This is a genomic window from Companilactobacillus paralimentarius (genome assembly GCF_963227125.1).
In the GTDB taxonomy this organism is placed as follows: domain Bacteria; phylum Bacillota; class Bacilli; order Lactobacillales; family Lactobacillaceae; genus Companilactobacillus; species Companilactobacillus paralimentarius.
Genome location: NZ_OY724131.1, coordinates 485,620 through 501,933, shown reverse-complemented (window position 1 = coordinate 501,933; position 16,314 = coordinate 485,620). Strand labels below are relative to the sequence as shown.

At 35.8% G+C, this 16,314-nt stretch carries 19 protein-coding genes; 5 read left to right on the top strand and 14 right to left on the bottom strand.

Annotated features, from left to right (window positions below; genetic code table 11):
* Positions 1-10 precede the first annotated feature (10 nt).
* From ACI6PB_RS02375 to ACI6PB_RS02355, 5 genes are all read right to left on the bottom strand, one after another.
* Entirely contained in the window at positions 11-325 is a 315-nt protein-coding gene (locus ACI6PB_RS02375; RefSeq protein ID WP_404280967.1) for a PTS fructose transporter subunit IIB, read from the bottom strand.
* A gap of 15 nt (positions 326-340) precedes the next feature.
* On the bottom strand, positions 341-796 hold the full coding sequence (locus tag ACI6PB_RS02370; RefSeq protein ID WP_404280965.1) for a PTS sugar transporter subunit IIA: 456 nt from the start codon (positions 794-796) through the stop codon (positions 341-343).
* On the bottom strand, positions 789-2,717 hold the full coding sequence (locus ACI6PB_RS02365) for a BglG family transcription antiterminator (protein WP_404327712.1): 1,929 nt from the start codon (positions 2,715-2,717) through the stop codon (positions 789-791). Before ACI6PB_RS02365 ends, ACI6PB_RS02370 begins: the two co-directional genes overlap by 8 nt.
* 138 nt (positions 2,718-2,855) lie before the next feature.
* Complete coding sequence (locus tag ACI6PB_RS02360) at positions 2,856-3,785, bottom strand: LacI family DNA-binding transcriptional regulator (RefSeq protein WP_404280959.1); 930 nt, start codon at positions 3,783-3,785, stop codon at positions 2,856-2,858.
* A gap of 178 nt (positions 3,786-3,963) precedes the next feature.
* The gene (locus ACI6PB_RS02355) at positions 3,964-5,472 is read right to left on the bottom strand and encodes an SLAP domain-containing protein (protein WP_404327711.1); all 1,509 of its coding nucleotides are present in this window, start codon (positions 5,470-5,472) and stop codon (positions 3,964-3,966) included.
* Positions 5,473-5,620: 148 nt separating this feature from the next.
* Between ACI6PB_RS02355 and ACI6PB_RS02350 the strand changes: the two genes are divergently transcribed.
* Positions 5,621-6,655 carry an IS30 family transposase gene (locus ACI6PB_RS02350; RefSeq protein ID WP_059075255.1) on the top strand — a complete coding sequence of 345 codons (1,035 nt, stop codon included), beginning with the start codon at positions 5,621-5,623 and terminating at the stop codon, positions 6,653-6,655.
* Between the two features lie 70 nt (positions 6,656-6,725).
* Here ACI6PB_RS02350 and ACI6PB_RS02345 read toward each other — a convergent pair whose 3' ends face one another.
* From ACI6PB_RS02345 to ACI6PB_RS02330, 4 genes are all read right to left on the bottom strand, one after another.
* On the bottom strand, positions 6,726-7,262 hold the full coding sequence (locus ACI6PB_RS02345) for a phenolic acid decarboxylase (RefSeq protein ID WP_404327709.1): 537 nt from the start codon (positions 7,260-7,262) through the stop codon (positions 6,726-6,728).
* A gap of 802 nt (positions 7,263-8,064) precedes the next feature.
* Positions 8,065-8,883, bottom strand: coding sequence for an SPFH domain-containing protein (locus tag ACI6PB_RS02340; protein WP_404280953.1), 819 nt, complete (start codon positions 8,881-8,883; stop codon positions 8,065-8,067).
* An 18-nt stretch (positions 8,884-8,901) separates the two neighbouring features.
* On the bottom strand, positions 8,902-9,225 hold the full coding sequence (locus ACI6PB_RS02335) for a hypothetical protein (protein ID WP_054643824.1): 324 nt from the start codon (positions 9,223-9,225) through the stop codon (positions 8,902-8,904).
* A gap of 74 nt (positions 9,226-9,299) precedes the next feature.
* On the bottom strand, positions 9,300-10,112 hold the full coding sequence (locus ACI6PB_RS02330) for a glycosyltransferase family 8 protein (protein ID WP_404327708.1): 813 nt from the start codon (positions 10,110-10,112) through the stop codon (positions 9,300-9,302).
* Between the two features lie 112 nt (positions 10,113-10,224).
* Here ACI6PB_RS02330 and ACI6PB_RS02325 point away from each other — a divergent pair, with 112 nt between their 5' ends.
* On the top strand, positions 10,225-10,635 hold the full coding sequence (locus tag ACI6PB_RS02325; RefSeq protein WP_404327706.1) for a peptide deformylase: 411 nt from the start codon (positions 10,225-10,227) through the stop codon (positions 10,633-10,635).
* Positions 10,636-10,745: 110 nt separating this feature from the next.
* Here the strand turns inward: ACI6PB_RS02325 and ACI6PB_RS02320 are convergent, their stop codons facing one another.
* The 3 genes from ACI6PB_RS02320 to ACI6PB_RS02310 are packed head-to-tail and all read right to left on the bottom strand — an operon-like array spanning position 10,746 to position 13,191.
* Positions 10,746-11,036, bottom strand: coding sequence for a hypothetical protein (locus ACI6PB_RS02320; protein ID WP_025085353.1), 291 nt, complete (start codon positions 11,034-11,036; stop codon positions 10,746-10,748).
* A 43-nt stretch (positions 11,037-11,079) separates the two neighbouring features.
* The gene (locus tag ACI6PB_RS02315; RefSeq protein WP_025085352.1) at positions 11,080-12,720 is read right to left on the bottom strand and encodes an Nramp family divalent metal transporter; all 1,641 of its coding nucleotides are present in this window, start codon (positions 12,718-12,720) and stop codon (positions 11,080-11,082) included.
* A 30-nt stretch (positions 12,721-12,750) separates the two neighbouring features.
* Positions 12,751-13,191 carry a universal stress protein gene (locus ACI6PB_RS02310; protein WP_025085351.1) on the bottom strand — a complete coding sequence of 147 codons (441 nt, stop codon included), beginning with the start codon at positions 13,189-13,191 and terminating at the stop codon, positions 12,751-12,753.
* A 406-nt stretch (positions 13,192-13,597) separates the two neighbouring features.
* Between ACI6PB_RS02310 and ACI6PB_RS02305 the strand changes: the two genes are divergently transcribed.
* Positions 13,598-13,759 (top strand): hypothetical protein, encoded by a 162-nt coding sequence (locus ACI6PB_RS02305; protein ID WP_156314125.1) that lies wholly within the window; start codon positions 13,598-13,600, stop codon positions 13,757-13,759.
* Between the two features lie 38 nt (positions 13,760-13,797).
* Complete coding sequence (locus ACI6PB_RS02300; protein ID WP_404351095.1) at positions 13,798-14,469, top strand: metal-dependent transcriptional regulator; 672 nt, start codon at positions 13,798-13,800, stop codon at positions 14,467-14,469.
* 41 nt (positions 14,470-14,510) lie between these two features.
* Here ACI6PB_RS02300 and ACI6PB_RS02295 read toward each other — a convergent pair whose 3' ends face one another.
* Entirely contained in the window at positions 14,511-14,762 is a 252-nt protein-coding gene (locus tag ACI6PB_RS02295; protein WP_404327704.1) for a Mor transcription activator family protein, read from the bottom strand.
* Between the two features lie 103 nt (positions 14,763-14,865).
* Here ACI6PB_RS02295 and ACI6PB_RS02290 point away from each other — a divergent pair, with 103 nt between their 5' ends.
* Positions 14,866-15,858, top strand: coding sequence for a helix-turn-helix transcriptional regulator (locus tag ACI6PB_RS02290; protein ID WP_404327703.1), 993 nt, complete (start codon positions 14,866-14,868; stop codon positions 15,856-15,858).
* 9 nt (positions 15,859-15,867) lie between these two features.
* Here ACI6PB_RS02290 and ACI6PB_RS02285 read toward each other — a convergent pair whose 3' ends face one another.
* Positions 15,868-16,296: a MarR family winged helix-turn-helix transcriptional regulator gene (locus ACI6PB_RS02285; RefSeq protein WP_025085347.1), complete on the bottom strand. Its 429-nt coding sequence runs from the start codon at positions 16,294-16,296 to the stop codon at positions 15,868-15,870.
* Positions 16,297-16,314: the final 18 nt, after the last annotated feature.

Below are 16,314 nucleotides of genomic sequence, written 5' to 3'. Positions count from 1 at the left end.
ATTTAATGGTCTATTTGCTAATTAAATCAATAGCTTGATCAATGGTAGATTTACCATCTTTAACAACTTCAGAAGTTCCAACTTTGAGAATCTTTTTACCTTCAAATCTATCTGATTCACTAACGGTCGTATCAACAGCAAATATTACAACGTCTGCGTCTTTAATATCTCCTTCAGATAAACGATGTTCAACACCCATTGCTCCTTGAGTTTCAACCTTAATGTCATATCCTTCTTTTTTTGCATACTTCTTCAAATTTTCAGCTGCCATGTATGTATGTGCAACTCCTGCGATACAAGCTGTTACTGCAACAATTTTTGTCATAATAATTTATCTCCCTTATCCTTTTATAATTTCCAATATACGATCTGTTGTTTTTGCTTCCTTAATAGCGGAAACAAACTCATCATCCATCAATTTACCTGATAATTTAGCGAGCATCTTTAAATGTGCATTACCTATTGCATCAGGAGAAACTGCCATCAGAAAAATAATATTTACTTTGCTACCATCTAGTGAATTCCATTCCAATGGAACCTTATTCTTTGCAAACAACATTGTTGTATCCGTTACGAAACTACTCTTCCCGTGAGGTATTGCAATGTTGTTTCCAATTCCAGTCGTTGTCATCGATTCCCTTTTAAGGACATCTTTATAAAAAGCATCCGAATCCGACACATTTCCATTTTTCTTTAAAATTAACGATAGTTGCTTAATGGCCTCATCTTTCGTTTTAGCATTCAAATCCATCACAATATTTTTACTTGATATAAAATCGCTTAATTCCTTACTCATTAGATTCACCACTCAATAATTTTAAAATTTGATTCTCATCTTTACTGTTCACAATCCCTTTCAACAGTTTTTTGTCTTCCAAAATATTGTTGAAACGTTCATATATTGAATCAATTTGATCATGAACATCTTTATTCATAGCTAGAAAGAATACAACATTAACTGTTTTACCTTTCCAATCAACACCGTCTGGATTAACATATACCGCTATAAATGGCTTATTAACAAAATCTACCGTCGCATGTGGCATCGCCACATCTTCCATTGCTGTACTTGCCATTTCTTCACGTTGGATTGCAGCTTTTGCTATTCCTTCACGTCCATAATTGTTATGGACAATTAATGAACCTAGATCATTTATGATTTCGTCTCTATATTTTCTACCTTGATCAAGTACAATTAAATCCTTATATAAAAGCTTATCGAAAGAACTAGTTTTTTTCGTTCTTCCAAGTATTTGATCAACCGCACCATTTATTCTTTTTATCGAATTATCGTCTAAAAAAGGAGGAACAATGACAATCGGCTTTCCTGATATATCCAGATTAATAGTGCTAATTACTAAATCTTCTTTGATTGAATTATGTTTTAATTCTTGTATCGAAGTTACTCTCGATACATGTATAGTATTTCTAAAAAATTTTTTAACTCGCTGATTTAATAATCTAGCTGTACCTAATCCGGAGCTACAAACAATAACTGTGGAAATCATATTCTTTGGTCTTTCAAGGAACGCTTCAAAATGTAAAGCTACATATCCTACTTCATCCTTATTCATAGAAACATTGAATTTATTTTCTAATTTAGTACATAAATCAATTGCATCATTAAATGCTTGAGGAAAATTTCTCTTAATTTCTTTCGAATAAGGATTATGTAAATTCAATCCCAGATATAATCGTTTCAACGCTGACGTTAAATGAATCATCAAACCATTTATCAATTGGGAATCATAATCAACAATATTCACTTTTAAAAAATCAGAAATAGCATTTTGCTGAAAATTATTGCTGGTTTCATTTAGATCTTTATCACTTAACGACTGTCCCTCAGCTGCAAGAATATGTATGTTGATATATTGCCGCTCATACTTAGGAATAGTGATTGAAAAGTTTTTTTCTAAAATATTAACTAAAATAATTGTATTTTTCTCTAATGCTTGCTTATTATCTCCATCAGTTAAAACTTCATTATTAGTAATCCTTTCTAACGAGATTATTAAATGGATTGCCAAAGATTGGTATTCATAATCCGTAAACTTCAATTGGCTCTGATCTTCAAATTCACTTAACGAATTTGTTACCTTTGTAAAAATATCTTTATCAAAGAATTTCGTTATATCTCTGGGAAGCTGTAATTTACCTCGCACATCTCCTTCTTTGTCTTTTGAGTACAATGTGTTACCCCAATACATTGTTAATAGATCAGAAATTAACTGTCTTTTAGCTGATTCTGATGCAATGACTCTAACACCTTTACTAGTTGTTTCTATAAATGCATTGTGCTCAGCCAACAATCGCTTAACTTCTTTAATGTCATGTTCCAAAGTCACTCGACTAACAAATGTTGCATCTGCCAGAGTTTGAATAGATTCATCATGATTGGATAATAGTAACCTCGATAGAATGAATGTAACCCTTTCTGATCTAGTTCTAGGAACGTTGTTCAGTCCGAATACCTGTATATCTTTACTTAAATTTGTTGTATCTCCGATTAAGTACATTCCAACATTTCTTTTACGAATTAATTTAACTTTGTATTTAGCTAATACAATTTCAATGTTGTCCAGATATTTTGTAATAGTTTTTCTAGACCTTCCAATGCGCTTTCCAATATCAGAATAATGAACCAACTTGGAGTTCAAAAACATTACTATTATGTTTAGCTCTTTTGAATTCAATTCTGTTAATGGTGTTTCCATCGTTTCCCTCCTTGCTACAATTAAATAATAATATGTAACCGGTTCCATGCATATAAAAGAAAGTACACTTATATTAGTGTACTTTCTTCTATCTAATCTATTACAAGAATCTCTAGCTATACTTCACTTGTTTTATGATTAATTATTAACTTCAAAACTGGACTTAATCAATACCCTTTTGTTTTCATCTAAAACCAACAGTTTAACGGCATTTTCACCGACTTTCTCAAGATTATGGTTAATGGATGGTAGCTTTAGTATTTTCCCAGATGTTTGACAATCCTGTCCAACCAATACTGGTACTTTTATATTCTCATCAACAAAATACTGGTACATCCCAGCAGCTACATCATCACTACTTGTCAGTATTCCTTCGACATTTTGAAACTCCCGTCCAAACTTATAACCATCTTCATAAGTTATTGCATTCAGCTTCACTAATGCGTCACATCCCAAATCACCAAAGACAAAATTGAATGCTTCTAATGCCATTCTTGTTGAATAACTTTCTTCTCTTGATCTTCCCAACGCTAAACCAATTTTTGAAATTTTCCTTTCTCTCATCCATTTAAATGCTTTTACATATGTATTCTTCCGATTAGTGTATACCGCAGCAATTGCTGATTCTTTAGGATCATGACAAATAACAATTCTTCCATACTTCATATAACCCATTATCTTTTTCAATGATAATGAGTGTGAAGTAAATATCAATCCATCTATTGCCTTCTTCTGTAACATCTTTAAAAAGGACAGCTCCTTTTCTTGCTGGTAATCACTTTGAAGTATAAGTAATTGATAACCTAATTCAAAGCTTTCTTTTACTGCGCCTTTCATTAATTTCAAATAATACCCTTGAACTGTATCTTGTATTACTAATCCAATCACTTTTGTTTTTCCCAAGCTTAATGATCGAGCGATACTGTTTTGTTTGTAATTACGCTTTTTAATTATCGAATTAACAGTCTTTCTTGCTTTTTTAGAAGCATATCCGCTGTTATTCACGACTCTAGACACTGTAGCAACGGAATAACCACTTTCCTTAGCTATATCTCGTATATTTGTCATTAGTTTCCTCCTTACAATCGAAATGATTAAATGGTTCTAAATATGTTATCTCAATTCTAGCCTTTCAACTACTGTATTGATATATCTTACTTTCTCCGAATTAAATTGCGTTAAAAAAGGCGACTTGCCAGAACTTAATAGTTCTAGTAAGCGCCCTTTTAGAAATCTATATCATTTTTCATGCACGAACAAATTCATCTGTAGCAATACGATAATAGGAAATTCCATTAATGACAACTTTACGATCGACCTTCCAAGAAGTGCCAGTTACTAATTGATAATCTAATAACTTACCAGTAGCTGAATAAACTGGTGTTTTAACTTTAGCAGTGAAAACTTCGGGGAATGTGGTTGAAACTACCTTATTACCAGAAACATTCACTGTATCGGCGGCTACCCACTCGTCACTGGCAACACGATACATTTTGATTCCATTAATAGTGGCACTACTATCAGTTAGCCAATTGGAACGTGCGGGCAAAGTTGTACTCAATTTAACACCTTTTGAACTGAACAAAGGTACAGCTGAACTTGCTGCCAAAACTGTTCTGGTTTGAATTGGTGTATAAGTGATCCCACTATCGGCTAACAAGTATTCATTAGTTCCCACTTCGTAATATTGTTGACCATTGATCTCAACTACTCTGTCATAAGTCCATCCGGTATTAGGTCCTAACTCAACTGCAAGTGTGTTACCTTCAATATCAGTCAATTTTGTATAGCTATTGAAAGTTCTGACAACACCACTCTTATTGACATATGTTGGTGTCACTGGGGTTGTGGTTGTTCCAGTTGTATCAGGAACACTACTTGATCCAGTTGAGCCACCAATCTCTGTAGATTGTGCAGGTGTTGTTGGCTTAATTACAGGTTTAGTTGAAGTCTTCCAAATCAATGGTTGTGAGTACATCCCGAAGTATTCCAAAGTTGAGTTGCCGTAGCTCTTCTGCAACATTGAATCGTCATTACTGCTGATGTAGTCGCCAATAATTCCGTAAGTCAATTTCTTAGCCGAAGTATCAGGATCAGTAATTTTATAAACGTCACCTTTAACATGAATCAAATTATCGTCAGCCGGTGTCTTGACTGTCGTCGTGTAGTGATAAGTCGATGCCAAATCTTCACCATCAATTCCTTTAAATGGTAAAGCAGTAAAAGTCAAGCCTGCCTTACTTGCGGTAGCGTAGACAGGTGTAGTGCTGGCTACATTATTGTGATTAACGAAGACAGTTACCGAATTTGTTCGGTTGATACCTTTCAAGACTGAAAAGTCAGAAATCGAACCATTATTCAAAACAATGTCATTGTATGTTTTACCATTATTGGCATATTTGACTAGCCATGGCGCAATCTTCTCCAATTGTGCTTGCGTAATTCCTGAATTAGCTGAAACGGCAGTATCACCAGTTAATTCAACATTTGTGGCTTTAGAAATATCCAATTTAACCAATTGATTCAAATCAATTTCCTTAGCTTTAGCATCACTGTAATTACCATCCAAAGTAAAATTGTAAATTGGAACACCATATAATGGTGACAAATCGAGGTTAGCCTTAGGATCCGAAGCTAATTTAACTTGGAAAAATACTTGGGTATTCTTTGGTAGATACTTCAAAACTTGCAAACCATCGAGATTTTCAATTGGCGTATCAGTCTCATCTGTCACATTAGGATTACTGCCAGCCAAATAAACTGTCTCGTTTAAGAAAAATTCCGAACGGCGAATTTTATAATCAAGTTAGCCACTTTAGAAAAATGACAAAATAAAAACACCAAGACGTAAAAATCAGGTATCATTGGAGTTCTCACACAAACAATGAAAGAGGTTTTTCGTCTTGGTGCTAGAACAGAATATCATAAATCGTCCTAAAGGACATCATTTAACTGAAATTGAACGTGGAAAGATTGCTTCCTTTCATTCAATTGGCTACTCGAATCGCCAGATAGCTAAAGCTATCGGCGTTTCACCTCAGACTATTAATAATGAAATTAACAGAGGTACTGTTGAGCAGATCAAGAAAGTTAATGGTAAAGTTCAACACTTGAATTGCTACTTTCCTGACACTGCACATCAAAAGTATGTAAAGAACCGTAAGCTTTGCCATCGTCCTTCTAAATTCGACCAAGTCACAGCCTTTTTAGGCTTCTTTGTAAGCCAGTTCATAGATAATGGATGGTCACCTGATACGGCCGTTGGACGAGCTAAGAACGAAGAATTATTCTTAGTAGATGAAATGGTTTGTACTACTACACTTTACAAATATATTGATGAACAACGACTTGAAATCCGGAATATTGATCTGGTAGAAAAGTCAACTAGACCGACTAAGCAACATACTTCAAAAAAGCATAAGCGTCTACTTGGTCGTAGTATTGAGAAACGCCCTAAAAGTGTTGATAGCAGAGAATCCTTTGGGGACTTTGAGATAGACACGATTGTGGGCAAAAGAAATGGCCATGAGAGTGTCGTCTTAACGCTCATAGAGCGTAAGACACGCTTTGAAATAATGAGACTTATTGACGGTAGAGATGCCGACTCTGTAGATTATGCTATGAAAGAGATCATAAAGAACTATGGTGATCTTATCAATTCAATCACTGCAGACAATGGCCCTGAGTTCTCTAATCTATCATCTGATATGGCTGGCGTTGCGGATGTTTACTTCACACACCCATATACATCTTGTGAACGTGGAACAAATGAAGTACATAATCGAATGATACGTCGTGACTTGCCCAAAGGGCTGTCACTGGATACAGTCAGCCCAAAAGTAATAAGAGACATAGAATTTAAGCTCAACAATATGCCTAGAAAGTTATTGAACTATAAAACGCCACAAGAACTCTTTGCTAGTTCCTGTGGCGCTTAAAGACATATTTATAAACTTCAAATACTGATATCACTTGGATTCAATTTATTTTGTCCAAGTGGCTAACTTGTTATTGAAATTTTCGGTTATAATTCTTATCGAAATATTTACCATTTCTAATATCATCAGGCATCCCTTTATAAGGTGCTTCACTGATAACATCTTCGTTATCTTGACCAGCATCCCCCATGTATGTAATATTAGCGGATTCAGGCACAACTAATTTTGGATATGTTTCGTACTTTTCACGTGATTCTTCCATTAAATCAATATGTTCATTTTGATATGTCACAGTAATTTCTGGATGTTCTTCAACCCACTTAGGGAAAAAGATTGTTCCATGTAATTTCTTTTCATTAGGCATGAAGTCCAAGGCTACGTCTGTACCTGTTGGTTCTGTCCAAGAAATCTTATAGATACCTTCTGTTAACATAACGATGTCAGCTTTTTGATCAGTTACCCAACGGCCACCAACCATACCACCGTGAATACGGTAGTCAACTGTGTGGTCATTTTTTGCGTACCATTCATATTCCCAACCGTTATCGTATGTGTAAATAAAATGTGTTCCTAAAAAATCTTCTAAAGTTTTAAATGTTTTTGTCATAGTTGTTTGTCTCCTTATGTCGTTATAGAAAATTAATAGTATATGTCGATATAAACATATAGTCAAGAACTTTGTTTTTTGGAGATAAAAAAATAGCCCTCATACTGAGGGATATCAAAATATTTATATTAAATTATCACAAATAAAATTTAAAAATTTGATTTGCTTAGTTATACTCAAACTAGAGTCGTAATCTTTATTGACTTTAGTGGCTTTAAAAACATGTAGTACAACTCCTTCTCGATTACTGGAGAATGGAGGGTTAACTATGAGTGAAAGGATAAGGTGCGTTGGGCTGTGTTTGCTTTCGTAGAATCCGTTGTTCAACTAGGTATCGCTTGCATATTCTTTGCAGTGGCCTATTGGATAATAAAAAAAGCTAACCACTAGGGTTAGCCAACCAACGAAACTTTTCGAGTCATGATTGAGATCACGGGAGCCATATTCCTGTGGTCTCTTTTCGATTACAAAAATGTTATAAATGATGATTATTCTTTTTGCAATCTTGAATGGTTCTTTATTTAGATAACCAATGTTCTTGGCAATATAGTGGAAACGAGCTGCGTAAGCCAGATTCCTGTGCTTTGCCTGACTTCACGAACTGCCTGCTCCTCAGTCAATTCGCAAAGTCCTGCAAATGCTCAGAATCTAAGCGGGCTTACTCCACTCTCTATTGAAATGAGCTTCATGAGGGTAACCTCTTCCGGTTTGCTACAGTACTGGAATTGCCCGCAAAATACGCGTGCGATTTCAGTACTTAGGCAAATCCTCGGAGGCTGATCACCCTCACTCCGCTCTCTCTCTATTTTTTACTAATCTGATTCATAACTTGTGCGGTAACGGGGATTTCAGAGAACTTTCCGATATCTTCTTTACTCATCACAACGGTATTGCTTGAAGATTCTGCCAAAGCTGCGAAGGCTTGGATTTGTTGATCTATGAAGTATTTATTGTCGGCTGATGCTAACATGTCGTTTAACTTCTTGATTTCGTATGCTTTGGCATCGGCTCTAGCTATGGTTGCAGCTGCTTCGGCTTTGGCTGTTGAGACGGTCGCATCGTTTCTAGCTTTTGTTTCAATTTCAATACTTCTGGCTTCACCATTTGCTTTGGCAATTGCGGCTGTCTTCTCACGATCAGCTCTGATTTGTTTCTCCATTGATTCAGTGATGGAAGCTGATGGTTTCAATTCATCGATATTTACACGGTCTACTTTGATTCCGTAGGTATTAGTCAAATCCCCGATTGCTGCGGCTAAATCTGCGTTGATCTTTGAGGTTGACCCTAGTGCTTCGTTCAAGTCAATCTTACCGATAATATCACGTAAGTGTCCACGGACTAATTGCACCATTGATTCAACTGAATTGCTGTTTTCATATTCAAATTTACGTGCATCGGTAACATGATAATTTAATGTAACGTTTGTCTGTACTTCAGCGTTATCTTTGGTAATAACGGAATATCCCTTTAAGGACAACGGTATCATTGCAAGGTCCACTATTCTAACTTTTTGAAAAATGGGAATGTAAAAACTCAAACCAGCGTTAACTTCACGCTTGTATCTTCCCAAAGTTTCAACCAATCCTACATGATTTTGACGCACTACCTTAAATCCAAACATTATTCCCCGCCTACTTTTCTATTTTAATTCCTGGATTGTCAGGATATTACCATTTGCTTTAATAACCTGATAATTACGTTGGGTGTTAACTGAATCGTTTGCCAGTAAATCATAGCGATAGTAGATGCCTTTAACCTCGACCAAGTCGTTTGCCATGTTGATCTTATCCCCTCTGACGATAGACCCTACAATTTGGCGCTGTTCGAGGTTATTTGTAGGTACAGCTTCACTCAATTTGGTGACAATATAATTATTAACACTACGATTCTCACGACCTGCATCTTCTGCTATCCGGTCGTACAAATCTTTATCTAGTCTTAATGCAATCATCTTATCTGCCATATCTGTATTATAGCACCTTTATATCAAAGTGATATCACTTTGATATAAAATTTAGGCAAAATAAAAAAAGCCTACTAATGTAAGCTTTTGGCAACATGGGCATAATGCTTGTACAATCCGGAGAAACGTTCTTTGTAGTCTGGTTTCCAAGGTTTATCGCGACCACAAAAATGTAGGATCGAAGTATGTTCAATTACCCAATCGATATCCCAAACGCCATTACTCTTGGTGTAATAGAGTGGATTCATTCGGGCATCATAATTGTATATTTCATCAGGAATCTTCTTGATATGTTGTCCATAGAGGCCATTCAAGATATCTTGATCTGGTAAGAACAGTGCCAAGTTTTTAATTCTGATATAGCCATAAATATCCTCAGCTTTGACGTGTTCTCGTTCTTCAGGCAAGTTCATCAAAATTACTCCAGAATTGTAGTAGCCATCGGTATCAAAGTTACCTAAACGGATCTTATTTAATGAATCAGTTACATCCAGTGCGATGTGGCTAGCAGCTGCGTACCAGTAGCCATCGAAGTCCATGTTATATAACTTTTTCAAATCATTGATCACTAAGACGTCGGTATCGAGGTAGAGTACTCGCTTTAGATTCTTGGGCAAATATTCGTAGGCCAACAAACGATAATAAATTGTCTTCGGGTAGCGGTCAGTCACTGGTGCCTTGTCGAAATGGGTATTGGAAACGATGATTGGATGATAGGTCATCTTGAGTCTCTTGCAGACTTGGATAATCCTTTGGGTATGAGTTAATTTCTTATCTTGAATCACGTATACGGAAAAACTGGTTGCGGAGGTATTACGTTTGATTGAGTATAAGACTGTTAGTAGTTGATCGACGACACGATCATCAATCGCAAATAATAGATTCATTGGTTCCACGCTCCTCTGAATTGATTAACTACCCTCATTATAGCCGTTTGTTGCTTGAATCTACTATCTTTCATCGCTTATAATGAGAACATTCTATTCTAGGAGTTTAATTATGATTAAACCAATAAATCACGACCAAGCACTTCTCAGTCAAAAATCCGAATTAGCTACTAAAAATGATTCTCAAGTCGTTCAAGATTTGCTCGACACTCTACAATCTCATTCCGAAAACTGTGTCGGTATGGCAGCCAACATGATTGGCGTTAACAAGCGTATCATCGCTTTTTCTATGGGAATAATGAACGTTCCTATGATAAATCCTTCTATTATAAGTATGCAAAATCCCTATCACACTTCTGAAGGTTGTCTTTCTCTTGAAGGTGAACGTCCTACTAAACGTTTTAAGAATATTACAGTTAAGTATTTGGATGTTAATTTCAAAGAACATACACAAAAGTTCTCCGACTTCATTGCTCAAATTATTCAACATGAAGTTGATCATTGTGATGGTATTTTGATTTAAAGACATAATCAAGTATGATTTATTTCATCATTGATTATTTGAAATTATTAAGTACGTTTTGAATCGTACTTGATTTCTAATTCGAACAACAAAAAACTAGAAAATTTCCCTTATTGGAATTTTTCTAGTTTTTTTGGTTTTGTTTTAGAAATAATTTTGATTTTTTTCTTTAATAACCATGGTTCTTGGCAATATAGTGGAAACGAGTTACACAAGCCAGATTCCTGTGCTTTGCCTGATTTCACGAACCGTCTGCTACGCAGCCAATTCGCAAAGTCCTGCAAATGCTCAGAATCTAAACGGCTTGTTTCACTCTCTATTCTGAAACGAGCTACGCAGGCCAATTTCTTCCGGTTTGCTACAGAACTGAAATCATCCGCAAATACAGCGGCTAATTTCAATTCTTAGGCAAATCCTCGGAAATTCCCAGGCCTGCTTCGCTCTCTATCTTTCTGCGACTGCTTCTTTATCGAATTCAGCTTCTGAACCGGCTTCTCTTGATAGTTTAGCTAAGTGTTCGTATGTTGATGATACGTGTTCACTTGCTAATTCTGTCTTCAATCTTTCATTACCTTTGTGCATATCAACCAATGTCCATACTAGTAAGGCTACTACGGCTACGATCAATACCCAGGCGATAATGTCGGCCTGTGTTGATTGTGCTGCTGTGATTCCATCTCCATAGAAAGCCTTGATTTGATCTGGCAATCCATAAAGGTTTAATCCTGTTAGGGCTAGAACTGAGAACCAACCGAATCCTTTGATCCAAATTGCATTCTTAAATTTCTTACCCATCTCAGTAGCACTATCTGTCATTAATAGTAATGGCAACATTGAGAATGGTAAAGCGAAGGCTAAGAAGACTTGTGAGTTGTTCATTAAATCATTCAAAGCCACGTGTTCATCAATTGAACTCTTACCGCTTGTTAACATAACACAGATTAGAACTGGAATAACTGATAGCAAACGTGTTACTAAACGACGTAACCATAGAGGCATCTTCATGTGAACGAAACCTTCCATGATAACTTGTCCTGAAAGTGTACCTGTAATTGTTGAATTTTGACCTGAAGCTAATAAGGCTACAGCAAATAATGTTGAAAGAATACCTGATTTAGCAACAGCAATCAAAACACCATTACTTAATGTTGATGTATCTGATAAAGCTTGGTACAAACCAAAGAATGATGGATCTTTAACGGCGCCACTCTTGAAGACGGCAACACCCATGATCAATAGCAAGGCATTAACGAAGAATGCAGCTGTCAATTGGATATTTGAATCCCAAGCTGAGAAACGTACGTTTTGTGCAACTGATTTTTCATCAGCGTGATCAACTTTTCTTGTTTGAGAAATAGCTGAATGTAGATACAAGTTATGAGGCATAACTGTAGCACCAATGATACCTAGAGCACCTTGCAATGGTGATTGCCCACCAATTGTTGGATGTGTAGCAAAAGTCTTACCTGTTGGAACTAATCCAGCAAAGGCAGCACCCCAGTTAGGATCTGATAGTGCAACTTGATATACGAATACGAATAAAATAACAAGAATTAAACATACAACGATAGCTTCAATTTTTCTGAAACCAATCTTAGTTAATAATAACAATACTAAAACATCACCAACGGTGATAAATACGGCGATTACTAATGGAATATTGAATAATAGGTATAACGCAATCGCACCACCGATAACTTCGGCAATATCTGTCGCCATAATAGCGAACTCAGTTAAAATCCATAAAACAATTCCTAATGATCTACTTGTTCTAGCACGAATTGCTTGTGCCAGATCCATCTTACTCACGATGCCTAGTTTAGCAGCCATATATTGTAACAACATGGCAATTAAACTAGACAAGAGAATAACTGACATTAATAGGTATTGGAAATTTTGACCACCGGTGATTGATGTTGACCAGTTACCTGGATCCATGTAACCAACGGCAACTAAAGCCCCTGGACCTGAGTATGCAAGTAGAGTTTTGAAAAAGCCTTTGTCCTTTGGAACATCGACTGTACCATTGATTTCTTCTAGCGAAGGACCATTGGCATATTGGATTAATTTACGCTTTTCAGCCATATTAATCTCCCCTTATATTTGAATTTGGTTTTAGCGAATAATCATAATTGAAATAGGTGAATATTTCGCCATATATGCGGCTTGAGAACCGAAATACTTTCTAATCCCCTTCTTAGATAGCGAACCGATTACTAATAGATCGGCTTTGGCAGCAGGAATGATATCTTTCACGATTGTCTCGCCAGGATCTCCTTCACCAATCATAAGTTCGACCTTTTGGACTCCAGCATCCAAGGCAACTTTACGATACTCTTGCATATGCTCTTCTAAATCTTTACGTTCACCATGAACGTAATCTCTAGTTAAGGCTTGATATACATTCATATCTCCGCTTTCCAATATGGAAGTGATAATCAAAGTTGAATTGTCTTTGATACAACGATGCATGGCATATCTAAATGCTAATTGAGCATCAGCTGAATCATCAACACCAACCAAGACACGTTCAAATGTGTTGTTCTGCTTTGACATTGGTTTCTTTCCTCCAATTAATTTTTACCAGACAAGTAAGTCTTGCTCGCCTTTCCAAAGACCATTCTACCGCTTTTTAAATCTATGTAAACTATTTTTTAAGTCTACCTAATAAAAAAGTACAAACAGTAATTTTTCTTCAAAAATTTCAGAAAACGATTACTTGACCATTATAAAGGCTTTCGAAGCTACCTAATGTGATATAAAGGATTATTCTTAAACATAGCTTAACTATTTCAAATAAAATAATTATGTTATATTAAAGGCGTTAACGACGGAGCTATAGTGATTCATGAATATAATTATTTGACAATATGTCCATACAATAACCTTTATATTTATGTTTAACTATTTTTATTAGTCTAAACTAATAAATTACTCTTATTCTTATTAATGGAGGAATATCATGCGTAAAGAAACACATCAAGAAGTAATTAACGAGGTCAATGACGAGGAGTTTTTAACCAACAATTGGTTAACTTCCGAAGTTTTAGTTGGTATGTATTCAAGAATTTTTACTAATTCTCTACTATTAGATGACATGATTTTTAAGAATCGCAGAAAATAGGTTGAAAGAACCTTATTAAGAAAAAGTGGTGAACGACTTTGAACGACCTAAATTTTTTGAGACTCATTTTCGAACTCGGTGGCAGTTTTCAAAACGTTAACAATATCGATCTAGCCATCAAAGCTAATGTCAGTAAAGCTTCTATTTCCGACCGCACCCAACATCTTTCAAAGTTAGGTCTGGTTAAATATACAAAGTATTACGGTAGCAAGTTAACTAAGAAAGGTTTAAACGATGTCATCCCTTTGATTCAACAACATCGTTTAATCGAAACTTGGCTCTACGAGAAACTAGACATCCCGCTGAGCGACATTTACGATAAGGCTACAGCCTTGTCAGATCATCCCGATTTATTATTGATCGACCGACTGAATATTCACTTGGAGTATCCACAGACTTGTCCACATGGCAATATCATCCCAATTAATTCCGCAATTCCCATTTATTCCGCTGATTCTTTATTGGCTAGTCAGAATATTTCCGAGACGACTTTCAAAATAGTCAACTTTACGGAAGACTCCTATTTGTTCAAAATTTTAAGTAACATTGATATAAAACTTTCCGACTCCATCAAAATTCTCAATATCAACGATTACGATCACTCAATGGTCATCTTGAACCTACGTAACAATTTGAAGCAGATTCTCCCCAAGAACATCACTAAGATGATTCACATTGAAAAAGTTAAAGAAACACAAAAAAGCGTTTGAGTAGGCATGATTGTAAAATCACGCGTTGTCAAACGCTCTTTTTATTTGCTAGCTTCCTTGATCCAACGTGGTGAATAGCCATATTTTCGTGATAACATCATAATTTGATTCGATTGCACGTCCATTGTTTGGAGTTTTTTACGTAATTTATTAGCATCATAGAGTCGCATTGGCAGTTGTAGTTGCATCCCACAATAGTTATCACGAATTTTTAACATTGCCTCCACTCCAATAAGTTCAGCTATCTCCTTATATGATTCATTTAAAATATCATAGTCCACCTTTTCGGCCATAATTATCACCTATTTTTCCTTAACACAATAATTTTATTTTCAAAATTACTTTATAATAATAGGTAGACTAATTCTGTCCACCTTTACAGAAAGAGGATATATTTTGAACACATCTGAGCGTCGCTTCGCTATTTACATAAAACTACTTGACAATCAAATCTTGAATAAGAACGATTTAGCTCATGAATATAATGTAACTCCTCGTGCCATTCAACGAGATATCAGTCAGATTAATTTAACTTTCGAAGACATCTGTCTACCCTACAGAATTGAGTACGAAAGAAACAATTTCGGTTATCGTATGCACAGTGATCAACACATTCTTAATACTCAAGAAATTCTCGTTTTGATCAAAATTTTATTGGCTAGTCGGGCGCTTAACCGGCTTGAATTGACTAATACAGTCGATGGACTTCTAAACTTGGCAAATAGTCAAATTCGCGATGAAGTTCGTCCTTTGATCCAAAATGAGATTTTCAATTACACTCCTCTGCATCATCAACAAGACTTACTAGATAAAATTTGGACTTTGAGCAAATACATTACCCAGAAAAAGGCTATCGAAATCAAGTATCATCGCCAACATTCGGAAATGGTCATTCGTGACGTTTTACCACAAGCTCTGATTTTCTCAGAATACTATTTCTATCTAGTTTCCTACAATCCAGACTATAAGGATAATTTGCTTTATCGAATTGACCGGATCGAAGACTATCACGTAACTGGCAAGATTGATTTAGCCTATAAGGACCGTTTCGAAGAAGGCAAATTTCGTCAGAAAATTCAATTCATGTATCCCGGTAAATTGATTCATTTAAAGTTTCAATTCTGGGGTATCGTTGAAGCTGCACTCGACCGCATTCCAACTGCTAAAGTTGTGGCACATTGTGATGCCAATGGAAATTTACTTTCAGATCATAGTTCCAAACAATCACAAAATGGTGGTGGCGTCATTATTGAAGCCGATACTTTTGGCGAACGTGGTGTTATGATGTGGCTTTTGAGTCAGGGACAAAATGTAAAAGTTCTGGCACCAGAAAGTTTAGTCACCAATATCAAAAAGGAAGCTCAATCCATACTGCAACGGTATGAATGAGCTTCCTTTTTATCTTTCAATTGGATCAACAATAGTCGAAACAACTGCTTCAATGGAAGAAACTAGCGGACTATCTTTTTGAATACCAGCTTTTACAAACCGATCTTCCCACCATTGACTACGAATCTTTTGGACTTTTGTTACAACTTTCTTACCCTCTTCAGTCAAATTAAGAACTTTAGTTTTACCAGCTCCATCTGATTTGGTTAAGTAATTCAATTGATTCATTTTATTGATCTCGCGAGTTGCTAAACCCTTGTCAATTACTAAAGAACGGGCCACTTGATTCTGACTAATGTTTTCATAATCACTTACAGCCAACAAAATACAAGCTGCAGTCGGATTCAAGTTGATTTGATTGAATTCCTCCCTCGTATCCTTGTAATATTGACGGTGTAAGATAGAAATATCTTGTGCTAAGTATCCAATGTTTTTCATTAACTTTCACTCCATGAA